The following is a 12,888-nucleotide window of genomic DNA, read 5'->3' as shown; positions in this document are numbered from 1 at the left end:
AAGCCCCGCCCCATCCCCGCCCGAGTAGAGGACCAACCCCATGTCCAAGCCGAATCGCAAGGTCATCCGCCTCCAGGAGATGCGCGCCCAGATCGCCCAGAAGGCCGGGGTCAAGCACGTCGACCTAGTCTTCGAGGTCCCCGGTGACACCGAGGCCGAGGTCAGAGAGCGAACCTGCTCGTTCCTCACCCAGGACCACTGGCCCCTCGTCGTCGTCAAGGCCGTCGAAGCAGACAGCGACAGCACCAACCTCAGCATCCTCCGCAAGATCGCCACCCCGCCCGAAGCATTCGACCAGCTCGTCGAAGTCGCCCAGCTCACCGTCGGCGAACTCACCGAACTCCTCAAGGAGATCAACGGGGAGGCGGGCACCGACACGGGGGAAGGCTCCGGCTCCTCCAGCTCCTCGAAGAGCACCCCGGAGCCGTCCGAGCCGACATCCAGCGGTACTACCCAGGCCGCCGCCTAGAAGAGTTCTGGGCCATGTCCTGGGGCGAGGGGTCCATGTCCTGGGCTGAACTCCGGGACCTGGTTGAGCACCTGCCAGAGGACTCCGCGACCAAGGCGGCAGCAGCGGGGGACATGGACGGACGGCGGTGGACGCAGGGCACCTACATCCAGGCCGCCCAATACAACGCCCTCCTCCTCATGATCCGAGTCCTATGGGCCGCCCACCTCAAGGGCGAACCACCGGACATGCCCCCCGTCGAATCACCGGCCACGGAAGCCGACGAGCAGCAAGCCGCACTCGAAGCCGCAGGGGTCCGCTACTCCGAGGCAATCCTCAACCAGCTCTCACCCGGCACCCAGTCCGACCAGGCGGACGTCGACTACTGGGCGCAAAAGCTCCGCGAACTCGAAGCAGCACCGTAGAGGGGAGGGCAGCATGGCCGAGCCGACACTCGTCGGGTCCACCCGGGTCTCACTCATCCCGGACACGACCACATTCGGCGACAAGCTCCGTGTCGAGCTGCCCTCCGCCATCCGCCAGCCCGCCAAACTCGCCGGGCGAGTGGCGGGCGACGAGATCCTCGACGGCATCCAGCGGAAGCTTGCCGCCGCCACACCCACCGTCCGCGTAGGCGTCGACCTCCTCACCACGGTGGCCGAGGCCAAGCTGACCAGGCTGACCAAGCCGCGCACGATCAAGCTGACGGCCGAGCTCGACGACAAGGCCGCCACCACCGCGCTGACCCGCCTTACCCGCGAACGCACCGTCAAGGTGCGTGCCGAACTCGACGACACCGCAGCCCGAACAGGGCTCGGCAAGCTCACGGACCAGCGCACCGTCAAGATCACAGCCCAGCTTGACGACAAGGCAGCGAAGACGGCCCTCGCCCGCCTCACCGACGAACGCACCGTCCGGATCGTCGCCCAGGTCGACGACACCACAGCCAAAACGCGCCTCGCCGGGTTCGGGCAGACCACCGTCGACATCGTCGCCAAGATCCAAGACGCCGCGTACAAGCGGGTCGAGAAGGCCCTCGACAAGCTGACGGCAGACCGCTTCGTCCAAATCCGGGCCACCCTCGACACCCGTGTCGCCGCCAACGAACTCCGCGGGCTCACCCAACGACAGCGCGTCCGGCTCGGCGTCGACGTCGACACCCGCGTCGCAGTGAACGACCTCGCGAACCTCACCCGCCGGCGCACCACCCGCATCGACGCTCGTGCTGTCACCGCCGCAGCGAACACCGCCCTCAACCATGCCGCCCGCGACCGCATCGTCAACATCCGCACCCGCATCCTCGGGCTCGCCGGAATCACCTCGGCGCTCGGGAGTTTCGGCGGCAGCGGGGGTAACGCATCCGCCCAAGCCGGGATTCTCTCCGGCCGAATAGCGAAGATCGCTGCCGCCGCACTCCTCGCCACCCCTCAACTCTCGGCGTTGGGGGCGTCGATCGGGCAGCTCGGCCCGCTCGCCGCGGTGGCCGCACCAGGCATCCTCACGCTGGTCTCGGTGTTCGCCGCGATCAAGCTTGGCACCTCAGGTGTCGGCGACGCCATCAAGGCCGCGTTCAACCCGGCGCCAGCCGAAGCGAAAGCAGCGGTGACCGCCGCCCGGCAAGTGGAGACCGCGCAGCGCTCCCTTGCCAACGCCCACCGGGGCGTTGCCGACGCCGAACGAAATCTGTCTCAAGCACAGCGGGCCGCCCGCCAGGCGCAGCAGGAACTGTCCGCCGCCCGGCGCCAAGCAACGCGTGACCTGGAGGACATGAACCAGCGCCTCCGCCAGGGTGCGTTGGATCAGAAGCAAGCCGCACTCGACATTGAGCAGGCCGAACTCGACCTGGCCAAAACGCGGTCCGACCCCACCGCCACTCAGCTCCAGATCCAGCAAGCCGACCTTGCCGTAAAGCGGGCTCGTGCCGCCGCCGACGAGCAGGACCGGCAGCAGAAGCGCCGCCAGGTCGACACCGCCGCGGCGAACAAGGCCGGAGTGGCGGGGTCCGACGCCGTAATGCAGGCGCAGGAAAGGATCCGGGCCGCGGGCGAACGCGTAGCCGACCAGGAACGCAGCCTGGCCGACGCCCACCGTGCAGTCGCGGACGCCGCCCGCACCGTGGCCGACGCCCAGCAGAACGCCGCCACCCAGACCACGAAGCTCAACGACGCCATCAGCAAGCTCAGCCCGAACGCCCGCAGCTTCATCGGCATCCTTCAGGAGATGGCGCCCGCCTGGCGGGCCATGAAACTCGATGTCCAGGACCGCCTGTTCGACGGGCTCGGCACCCGCCTCCAGGCTGTCGGCGGACGCATCCTGCCCACCGTCCGGGCCGGGCTCGTCGGAGCCGCAGGCGAGCTCGGCGCCATGGCGAAGAACGCCCTGAACGCGGTCGACAACCTGGAGAAGTCGGGGCAGCTCAAGGGCACCTTCGACGTCATCCGGAACGGCCTCGGCAACCTCAACAAGATCCCCGGCCAGATCCTCACCGGCCTGTCCCAGCTCACCATCGCCGCCGGCCCAGCCTGGAACCGGATCACCGCCGGCGCTGGCGAGGCCATGGACCGGGTCATGGGCAAGCTCGCCAAGGGGCTGGAGAACGGGCGCCTCGAAGAGGCCATCAACACGGCGCTGGATGTCGCCGTCAGCTTCGGCGGGGTCTTGGCCGACCTCGGCGGGATTATCAAGAACGTTTTCGGGGCTGCCGCCGAGGGGGGCGGCGACTTCTTCGCCGTCGTAGGCGAGGCGCTGAAGGAGATCCGCAGGGTCACCGCCCTACCGGAAGTGCAGGAATCCCTCAAGGCGATCTTCGCAGCGGTGCAGGCTGTCGCCAGCCTCATCGCCGGGGCGCTCGGTTCCGCACTCCAGGCCGTCCTGCCGATCCTCGCCGCCCTCGCACCGTCAGTGATCCAAATTTCGAAGCTCCTCGGGCCTGCGATCCGCGAGCTGATGGAATCACTGGGCGGCGCGCTCCTGCCGATCGCCCAAGCGCTCGGCCCGGTGCTGGTGGTGGCGACGCAGGCCATCATCGCCTTGGTTGAGGCCGTGTCGCCGATGCTGCCGGTACTCGGGAAGCTGATCGCCGACCTGCTGCCGCTCGTCGTCCCGATTTTCAACCTGATGATCAGCGTCTTCAATGATCTCGTCCCTGTCATCACGAAGATCGCGGGCATGCTCGGGCCGATCCTCTCTCCGATCATTGAGGGATTGTCCGCGGTCATCGCCGAGCTGGCCGGCCAGTACGCGGCGGCGTTCATGCGAGTGCTCCAGCAGCTGCTGCCGATCATCCCGATGCTGGTGCCGCCGCTGATGCAGCTCGGCAAGAGCATCGGCGACATCCTTCTCGCCCTGGCGCCGCTGCTCCCGCAGCTGGCGCTACTGGGGACCGAGTTCCTGATCCAGCTGCTGCCCGCGATCATGCCGCTGCTGCCGCCGCTGATCCAGTTCTCGATGCTGATGACCCAGCTGGCGACAGCCATCATCCTGCGGATCGTGATCCCCGCCATGCGGGAGTTCATCAAGTCGATGGCGAAGCTCCGCAAGGACATCCAGCCCGGCGTCGACGCAGTGAAGTGGCTCACCAACGCCATCGCTAAGGCGTTCCGGTGGCTGTACGACGTCCTCCTCGGGCACAGCATCATCCCCGACATCGTTAACGGTGCCATCGGCTGGTTCACGGACCTGCGGAACAAGGCGCTTCTGATCTTCAACGCGATCAAGACGAAGGTGTCCGACGCGTGGTCCGGCCTCTGGACCAACATCAAGACCACCGCCACCGACGCCTGGGGCTCCGTCCGCAGCGGCTTCAACACCTTCGCCGAGAAGCTGTCCGGCGCCTTCGAGACGCTGAAGAAGGGCCTCGGAAAAATCTGGGCCGGGCTGAAAGACTTGGTGAAGGCGCCGATCAAGTTCTGGATCGACGTCGTCTACAACAAGGGCATCGTCGCCGTTTGGAACAAAACCGCGGCAAAGATCCCTGGTGTCGACGACCTCACGACCATGCCCATGCCGAAGGGCTTCGCCCGGGGCGGCATCCTCCCCGGCTCCAGCAGTTGGAGACAGGGTGACGACCAGCTCGTCCCCATGCGGCGCGGCGAGGGTGTGTACGTCTCCGAGGCGATGCAGGACCCCTACGAGCGGGCCCGGCTCCACGCCGTCAACCAGGCTGCCATGCAGGGACGCAGCCTCCGACAGTTCCGCGGGTTCGCCGAGGGCGGCATCTTCGACGGCATCACCAACGCTGTCGGCAGCGTCCTCTCCAAGGGTGCCGACGTCGCCCGCGGCGGTCTCGCAGACCTCGCCGAGTCCGCGTTCTCTCCAGTCAAGAAGGGCATCAGCAAGGCCCTGGGGAAGAACAAGAGCACCTGGCCCGGCATGATCGGGCAGGCCCCGATCGGGCTGATCAACCGGGCCATCGACTACATCCGCGGCAAGGACTTGGTCGAAGGCACCGGCGACTGGCTGAAGCCCGTCAGCGCCCCCTACGGCACCCCGTTCGGGAAGGCCGGGCTCATGTGGAGCTCGGGCCGGCACACCGGTCTGGACTTCCCGGCGAAGACCGGCACACCGATCCGGGCAGTCGACTCCGGCATCGTCCGCCAGGCCATCGACTCCGGGCCTTACGGCAAGCACATCGAGATCAATCACGGGTCCGGCCTGTCCAGCTTGTATGCCCACATGTCCGCGATGCTCGCGCGCGCCTCCGACACGGTGAAGCGCGGCCAGCAGATCGGCCGGGTTGGCGCCACCGGCAACACCACCGGCCCCCACCTCCACCTCGAAGCCCGCATCAACGGCAAGACCGTCGACCCGATGCGCTACCTCGAAGGGGGCACCGGCGGCGACGCCGGGGCTGGGGTGGAGCGCTTCCGGGGTGTCGTCACGCAGGCGCTGGGACAGGTCGGCCAGTCCCTGTCCCTGGTGAACACGACGCTCCGCCGGATGAACCAGGAGTCCGGCGGCAACCCCAAGGCCGTCAACCGCAACGACATCAACTGGATCAACGGCACACCCAGTGTGGGGTTGATGCAGGTGATCCGGCCGACGTTCGAGGCGTTCGCCGGGAAGTACCGGAGCGTCGGCCCGAAGATGTACGGGGTCAGCATCGACCCGATGGCGAACGTGTACGCCTCCATGCGGTACGCGCTGAAGACCTACGGGAGTCTCTCCGCCGCGTACACCCGGATCGGCGGGTACGCGCGGGGTGGCATTGTCGGCGGCGGAGTGCAGATCAACACAGGGTTCCGCCGGGGCTCCGGCTACGCCACCGGCGGGATCATCCGGGTGGGCGGCAAGAGCATCGATACCGGGCCCATCGCGGCGTCGGTCGGCGCGAACTTCCTCAAGGCCCTGGCCGGGACGGCGTCCGCGATCGACAAGGCCATGACCCAGGTCGCCACCGCAGTGAAGAACGCGTTCAAGGGCGTGAAGACGACCCTCGACGATCGGCTCATCAAGAACCTCACCGCCCAGAACAAGACTCTCCAGAAGCTCGCCGGGCAGCGCGACGCACTCACCGCGAAGATCGCCCAGGCGAACGCGTTCGCGAAGGAAGCAACCGCCAACGCGGGAAACTTCGCCTCCCTTACCAGCCTCCCCAACTCGGGCCTGCCGTTCGGCGCGGACGGCATTCTCAACGGGCTGAAGGTCCGCCTCGGTCAGCTCCAGACGTTCTCCTCGAACCTGGCGACCCTGGGGAAGCGTGGCCTGTCGAAGGAGTTCCTCGGGCAGCTCATCGCGGCCGGCCCGGACCAGGGCGCACCGTATGCCGCGGCGCTGGTGAAGGCGACGGACGCGCAGTTGAAGTCCATCAACGCGACACAGGTGCAGATCGGGAAGGCGGCCACCGCCTACGGGCAGGACGCCGCCGACGTCATGTACGACGCCGGAGCCATGGCGGGCAAGGGATTCCTCACCGGTTTGGTCGCCCAGGAGTCGGCGATCATCAAGGCGATGGCCGACCTGGCGAAGAAGATCCAGAAGACCATCAGGGTCGAACTGAAGATCAAGTCTCCGTCCCAGGTACTCGCCGCACTCGGCCGGTTCACCGGGCTGGGCTTCGCCCGCGGGGTCCGCGACACCATCCCGCAGGCCGCCGCCGCAGCAGCGTCTATGGCCCGCACCGTCCGGTCGACAGCCGCAGCCACCATGGCCCGCACCGAAACCCGCACGGTGAACAACACGAGCGGCGACCGGCACCTGCACTACAACGCCACCACCCGCGAAGTCGCCTCCAAGCGGAGCATCCTTGACGCCCTGGCGGCTGAGGACATGCTGCACCGCCCGGTCATGAGCGGAGCCTACTGATGCCGATCCTCGTAGCCTCAACGCTCCCGCCCGAGGAGCAGCAGCCGCCTTGGGAGTGGCCGCAACGCCTGATCGAGATGCCCCTGGTGTCCTTCACGGACCCCGGTGGTGTGACGACGATGCTCACCGACTGGGAACGCGGATGGGTCGTCCAGCCCGGCGCCAAGGGGCTGGACATGCCCGGGTACGCCATGGCGACCGACGAGTCCCCGGGGATCGACGGGTACGAGGTGCGGCAGGTCCGCGCCGAGGGGAAAACGATCACCCTGCCGGTGGCTTTCTGGGCCAACGACAGCAGGGCTGCCTACAAGGCCCGGCGTCGGGCGCTGGTCCGTTCCCTCAACCCCAAGCGCGGCCAAGGCACCCTCACCCTCACCGAGCCCGACGGGGCCACCCGCAGCATTGGCGTCCGCTACCAGGACGGCATGGAAGGCGACGAATCCCTGGATGCCGCAGGTGCCCGCTGGTGCATCACCGCGCTGGTGTTCGCCGTCCCGTCCCCGTACTGGACCGGGGGAGAGGTCACCACCGAGTGGCGGAACGGTACGGGCGGCGACTTCTTCCCGTTCCTGCCGCTGACCGTCGGCGACTCCCAGGTACTCGGCTCCGTCACGGTGGACAACGACGGCGACGACGACGCGCACCCCGTGTGGACGATCAAGGGCCCGGCGACCTCGGTCACCCTCACCAACGTGACGACCGGGCAGACCCTCGCCATGACCCGCACCATCACCGGTGCCGACACGATCGTCATCGACACCCGCGACCGCCGCCAGACCGCCCTCCTCAACGGGGTCACGAACCTCTGGCCCAACCTCTCCAACGCCTCAGCCCTGTGGCCTCTGGAGACCGGCGTCAACCAGCTCACCCTCACCGTCGCCGGCTCTACGTCGGCGACCTCGGTCCGTATGACGTACCAACCCCGCTACTTGGCTTCCTGAGAGGAGGGCACAGATGACCAGTACCGCACTCCGCGTCTACGTCCGCAACTCCACTCTGGAGCGCATCGGGCAGGTAGACGACTACACCAGCCTCACCGTCATCCCTCGCTACAACGCCATCGGGTCCTACGTGCTGGAGATCTCCGCCGACTCCGGGAAAGCGAACCTGCTGGCCGAGGGCAACGGGCTGATCATCCGCACCGCCGACGGGACCCTCGTCGACTCCGGGCCGATCCGTACCGTGGACTGGTCTCGCTCCAAGGACGACTCGGGGGCCGGGAAACTCACTGTCGGGGGAGTGTCCGACACCGAGGTACTGGCCCGCTACACCTGCTGGCCCGCGCCGGGCAGCGCAATCGGCGCCCAGGCGGACGCGGTGTACAAGATCAGCGGCGCGGTGGCGGAGACGGCGATGCGGACCCTCGTCAACGTCAACGCCGGACCTGGGGCATTGGCGTCGCGCAGGAACGCGCTCCTCACGCTCGCCACCAACGGCAACCGCGGGCCGACGATCACCCGGCAGCTCAACCAGTTCGACAGCCTCCTCGCCGTCCTTACCGACATCGCGAACGCGGCCGGGCTCGGGTTCCGCGTCGTCCAGGTCGGGAGCAACCTCCAGTTCCAGGTGTACGCACCCGTCGACCGGTCCGGGACCGCCCGGTTCGCGTTCAACTTCGGGAACCTCACCGACGCCGACTACTCGACCACACCGCCTACCTGCACGCGGGCCCTAGTCGTCGCCGGTGGCCAGTCCTCACCACGCCAGTGCAAGGCCTACGACAGGGCCGACCCTCTCTATCCCGGGTTGATGATGGAGCAGTTCGTCGACCTCACCTCGGTCGACACCGCCTCCGTCGACCTGGCGGCCCAGATGGACCAGGCCGCCGAAGAGGCCCTCAGTGCTGGCGCAGGCCAAGGCTCTTTGGCGATCAGCCCGATCGACATTCCGCAGCTGCGCTACGGGCGGGACTACCAGGTCGGCGACACCGCGTCCGCGAAGGTCCGTGACTCGTGGATGACCGACGTGGTCCGCGAGGTCACCCTCACCTGCACAGCCAGTGACGGCACCACCGTGAAGGCCACTGTCGGATCGAGTGACGGCGACGGCACGGTGGCCCGCATCTACAAGTTCCTTGCCCAGCTCAAACGAGACATGGGCAGAGTCAAGACCAGGAAGGCCGCCTGATGGCCGAGTTCAGTGCGCCGTTCGACGGTGCCCCGATCGCCACCCAGTCCCAGTGGTCCCGCATGGCACGACGGTGGGGCTTGGACGGGGTTCATGCCTCGGACCCTGCCGACACGGCCCTCAAGGTCACCGGAAACGGCAGCGGCAACGTCGTCCTCCAGCCGGGCGAGGCGTTCGTCAACGGGTTCTACTACCTCAACGACACCGCCAAGAACATCCCCGTAACCCCGAACGCCGGGTCTGCGGCCCGCATCGACACCGTTGTTCTCCGGTCCAGCATGAGCGCCAAAACGGTCCGTGCCTTCTACAAAACCGGTGGCACCAGCGCCCCCACGCTGGCCGCCGACGAGGACGGCACCTACGAAGTCCCCCTTGCCCAGTGCACCGTCGCCGCCGGGTCGTCCGTAGTCACCGCCGTCAACGTCCTCGACCGCCGGTGGTTCACCGACCGGGGGGCCATGCCCAGCCTCCCCGGAGCGCGCAGGCCCAGTGTGCGCGGACAGCTCCTCACGGAAGGAAGCCGCCTCTACATCGGCGACGGCGCCACATGGCACTGGCTGGCATCACCAGGGGTCGAGGAGAACACGTACACACCTCAGTGGTCGGCGGGGAACACGAACTTCCACTGGGGCACGTCGGCCACCAACCGGGGGCTCTTCCAAGTGCGGGGCCGCCGGGTCGACCTGACGATCCACGTGGTGGTGGCTTCGAACCCGCCCGGATACCCAGATCCGATCGGGGTCACCCTCCCCCCGGGCTACCCGTGCAGCACGCTGCACCGGTCGCTCTTCACGTGGAACTACTCCTCGGACAACGGTGAAGGCTCCGCTGTCGGGGCCGCAGTGACGTTCCCGTCGTCCTCCACGACGAAGATCGCCCGGCTGCGGTACTCCATGACCAACGGCTCCTCTCAAAGCTCGGTCCCGAACGCCTTCAGCATGTTCACGAACACCCCCTTCAACATCCGCCCCGGCGACATCATCACCATCGACGGCTCGTACTGGCTCGCCTGACCCCGAAAGGACATCATCATGCGCCACCTCTTCGGGGGCTCTACGTCCGATTACGCCATGGAGCGAGTCGGGAACCAGCTCCTGGTCCGCCCCGGAGCTACGGGCACCATCTGGGATGCGGCTTCCGACGGCACCCAGATCACTGACCTCACCGACCTGGCAGGCACACCCATCAGCACCGTCACTGCCGACGGCGACGGGGCTGTTGCGTTCTTCGGACCCGACGGCATCACCCACCTGTACATGGATTTCGGATACGGGCGCCGCTACGCCGCCGCCGCAGTGGACCTGGGGACCATCCTCCAGGACCACCTGGCCCTCAAGGACCTGCCCGGCGGCTGGCCATCCCTGGACCCTGGGGGCAGGGTGCCGGCGGGCCGCCTGCCGTCGGTGCTGGACTGGCAATTCGTGACCGACCACGGGGCGCTGGGTGACGGAGCCGCGGACGACACGACCGCCATCAAGGCGGCGATCACCGCATGCCCGGTCGGTGGAGTTGTGTACTTCCCTGCCGGCCGTTACAAGGTGTCGGCGACTCTTGACCTGCCGCCGGGGATCACCCTGTTGGGAACCCACTCGAACCTGATGATCGGCCCGGGGATGACGGAGGCCGACTACCCGTGCTGGATCGAGGCCGCCGTGCCGTTCACCGGGTCGAGTGTGCTCCAGATCATCGGAGAGGACGATGGTACCCACCCGGCGATCAACGGCGAGCAGCGCCTGTTCAACCTGATGATCGACGGGTCTCAGATCACCGGGTCGGTGGATGGGTTGTATGCGAAGGGCAACGTGCAGAACGTTGTGATGCGCGATGTGTGCATCCGGCGTATGCCGAACAACGGGATCATCACCGGGCAGGCGGGCGGGATCCGCCCGTACTCGTGGCGCCTCCATAACGTCATGATCAACCGGTGTACGAGCAACGGCATCCTGCTCAACGGCAACACCGACCTCACCCTCGACGACGTACAGGTACTCGGCTGCCAGGCGCAGGGCATCGTCCTCACCAACTGCACAAACGCCCAGCTCGCTGGCTGCCGGGTGGAGTGGTGCGGCTCCCACGGGTACCGCATCACCGGGGCGTGGGGGGACTGGCAGGGCTCCGGTGGCATGCAGATGACCGGCTGCTCCACGGACCGCAATGGGCAGCACGGCGTGTTCGTGGACGCCACGGGTAACACCCCCATCCTCATCACTGGGCTCATGACTCGCCGCGACGGCCGCAACGGCGGCACCGGTGGCGGCGGGTTCGCCGGTTTGGCTGTGGTGGGGGCGACGGTGCCGGTCACGGTGAACGGGGTGACGTGCTACCCAGGGGTGGATGACGGCGGGGGGTCGACGAACAGCCCCCAGTACGGGGTACGCCTGTCCGGGGCTTCCACGGTGCTCCTGGATGACGCCTACCTGCATGCCGCGTCGGGCGGGCTGTTCGACGACGGGACGAACACAACGGTTCGCCTGGGGTCGTCGATCACCACCGTGCGGGGGGCGACCACGGTTGCGGCTCGCACTGCCCGGCCCCGTTCGGCGGGGGAGCTGGGTGTGTATGTCCCGGACGGGTGGGGGAAGTTCTGGCGGGCGAAGCGTGACGCTGCTGGTACGGGCAAGGCCCGGATCATCGCGGTGGGCGACTCGGTGACGAAGGGGTACTACTGCTCCGACCTAGTCTCCAAGAGCTACGTCGGAATCCTGCGTACCGCCCTTCAGTCGGCTTATGGGGATGGCGGCAGCGGCCTGTACTCGGTGAACCGCACCCCCGCGATCATCGGGGCCAAGCCTGAAGCGATCGCCGCCTGGCAGGCCAACCAGTCCATCGCCACCACGACCGGCACATGGACCGACACCGTTCTGTGGTACGGGCCGGGCATCAGCAGCATCTACGCCACCGCCGCAGCCACCGCTACCTTCACCGTGCGCGGCTCCACAATCAAGATCTACACGCTGGCGGGGGTCAACACCCCGAACGCCGGCTACACCTACGCGATCGATGGGGCTGCCGCTGTGGCCGTGGCGGATCCGGGGCTGAGCTCGGCGTCGGTCCGAACCCAGACCATCACCGGCTTGTCTGCTGGTACGCACACGGTGGTGATCTCGTACAACGGGTCTGCTGGTGCTCGCCTTCAGTTGATCGGGGTGGCGGGGGAGCGGGACACGGGTGTGATCGTCGATAATGCCGGGCGGAGCGGTGCGCAGACGTCGCACTACTTCGTGTCAGGCACGGGGAACACGTTGTGGCACGGTGGGACGTCGCAGCCTGCCGACCTGGTGATTTACGCGCTGGGGCTGAACGACGCGAACCAGAACGTCACCCTCGACGCGTGGGCGGCGAACGTGTACTCGACGCTGAACACCATCAAGGGCACGGGTACCGGGGCCACGGATCTGCTGCTGGTGATGCAGCATCGCGGGAATTTCGCGGGGACGATTTACTCGCAGTACGGGGCCCGGATGCGGGGGATCGCCGAGGAGTACGGGGCGGCCCTTGTCAATCTGTGGCCGATGGGTCAGAACAACTACGCGTACTGGCAGGGGTTGGGCTACTGGGGTGATCAGGCCACCCCTGGGGCGGCGGGTTCCTCGGATTCGGTGCACCCGTCGGATGCGGGGCATGCCTACATTGCCAGCAAGCTCCTGCCGCTGCTGATGACCTGAGGAGCGGAATGCCGATCATGGTTGAGGGTGGTCAGGGTGTGCCCGGTGGTGTTGTGGGCATGGTCCCGGCGTTCGATGGGCTTCGCGTCGAGGTGGCGGCGCCTTCGGGAACTGATGTGTCCGGGGTGCCGTCTGGTGGCTCGGTGGTGGGCTGGGTGCTGATTGTCGCCGAGGGGGCGGTGGGTGGTGCCCGGGTGGATCCGGTGTTTCTGGCTGCTGGCCGGGCGTGGACACCGGACCAGTTCCGGGCCACCTACGGGCAGCAGCTGGGCATGGTGGTCGTGCGCGGTTCCTAGTGGTGGTGGAGTCGCGCGATGAAGGTGGCGGCGCACGCCCGTCGTTGAT

General features: G+C 67.5%; 8 protein-coding genes. All 8 read left to right on the top strand.

What is annotated here, in order from left to right:
• The first annotated feature begins 40 nt into the window (after positions 1-40).
• The 8 genes from GTY67_RS13305 to GTY67_RS13270 are packed head-to-tail and all read left to right on the top strand — an operon-like array spanning position 41 to position 12,839.
• The gene (locus GTY67_RS13305) at positions 41-469 is read left to right on the top strand and encodes a hypothetical protein (protein ID WP_161278819.1); all 429 of its coding nucleotides are present in this window, start codon (positions 41-43) and stop codon (positions 467-469) included.
• A 14-nt stretch (positions 470-483) separates the two neighbouring features.
• On the top strand, positions 484-873 hold the full coding sequence (locus tag GTY67_RS13300; RefSeq protein ID WP_161278818.1) for a hypothetical protein: 390 nt from the start codon (positions 484-486) through the stop codon (positions 871-873).
• Positions 874-886: 13 nt separating this feature from the next.
• A complete protein-coding gene (locus GTY67_RS13295; RefSeq protein WP_161278817.1) occupies positions 887-6,751 on the top strand; it encodes a peptidoglycan DD-metalloendopeptidase family protein in 5,865 nt (1,954 codons plus the stop codon).
• Entirely contained in the window at positions 6,751-7,692 is a 942-nt protein-coding gene (locus tag GTY67_RS13290) for a phage tail domain-containing protein (protein WP_237502605.1), read from the top strand. Before GTY67_RS13295 ends, GTY67_RS13290 begins: the two co-directional genes overlap by 1 nt.
• Before the next feature lie 13 nt (positions 7,693-7,705).
• A complete protein-coding gene (locus tag GTY67_RS13285; RefSeq protein WP_161278816.1) occupies positions 7,706-8,878 on the top strand; it encodes a siphovirus ReqiPepy6 Gp37-like family protein in 1,173 nt (390 codons plus the stop codon).
• Positions 8,878-9,891, top strand: a complete 1,014-nt coding sequence (locus GTY67_RS13280; protein ID WP_161278815.1) for a hypothetical protein — start codon at positions 8,878-8,880, stop codon at positions 9,889-9,891. Before GTY67_RS13285 ends, GTY67_RS13280 begins: the two co-directional genes overlap by 1 nt.
• Positions 9,892-9,909: 18 nt before the next feature.
• Entirely contained in the window at positions 9,910-12,543 is a 2,634-nt protein-coding gene (locus GTY67_RS13275) for a glycosyl hydrolase family 28-related protein (RefSeq protein ID WP_161278814.1), read from the top strand.
• Positions 12,544-12,551: 8 nt separating this feature from the next.
• Entirely contained in the window at positions 12,552-12,839 is a 288-nt protein-coding gene (locus GTY67_RS13270; protein ID WP_161278813.1) for a hypothetical protein, read from the top strand.
• Positions 12,840-12,888: the final 49 nt, after the last annotated feature.

It is taken from the genome of Streptomyces sp. SID8374, from assembly GCF_009865135.1.
GTDB lineage: Bacteria > Actinomycetota > Actinomycetes > Streptomycetales > Streptomycetaceae > Streptomyces.
The sequence above is the reverse complement of the archived record's forward strand: the minus strand, read 5'-3'. Positions and strand labels throughout refer to the sequence as shown.

Excerpts from the sequence above, each read along its gene's own strand:
- GTY67_RS13280 (WP_161278815.1), top strand. The coding sequence starts at position 8,878 with ATGGCCGAGTTCAGTGCGCCGTTCGACGGTGCCCCGATCGCCACCCAG.
- GTY67_RS13300 (WP_161278818.1), top strand. The coding sequence starts at position 484 with ATGTCCTGGGGCGAGGGGTCCATGTCCTGGGCTGAACTCCGGGACCTG.
- GTY67_RS13295 (WP_161278817.1), top strand. The coding sequence starts at position 887 with ATGGCCGAGCCGACACTCGTCGGGTCCACCCGGGTCTCACTCATCCCG.
- GTY67_RS13275 (WP_161278814.1), top strand. The coding sequence starts at position 9,910 with ATGCGCCACCTCTTCGGGGGCTCTACGTCCGATTACGCCATGGAGCGA.
- GTY67_RS13285 (WP_161278816.1), top strand. The coding sequence starts at position 7,706 with ATGACCAGTACCGCACTCCGCGTCTACGTCCGCAACTCCACTCTGGAG.
- GTY67_RS13270 (WP_161278813.1), top strand. The coding sequence starts at position 12,552 with ATGCCGATCATGGTTGAGGGTGGTCAGGGTGTGCCCGGTGGTGTTGTG.
- GTY67_RS13290 (WP_237502605.1), top strand. The coding sequence starts at position 6,751 with ATGCCGATCCTCGTAGCCTCAACGCTCCCGCCCGAGGAGCAGCAGCCG.
- GTY67_RS13305 (WP_161278819.1), top strand. The coding sequence starts at position 41 with ATGTCCAAGCCGAATCGCAAGGTCATCCGCCTCCAGGAGATGCGCGCC.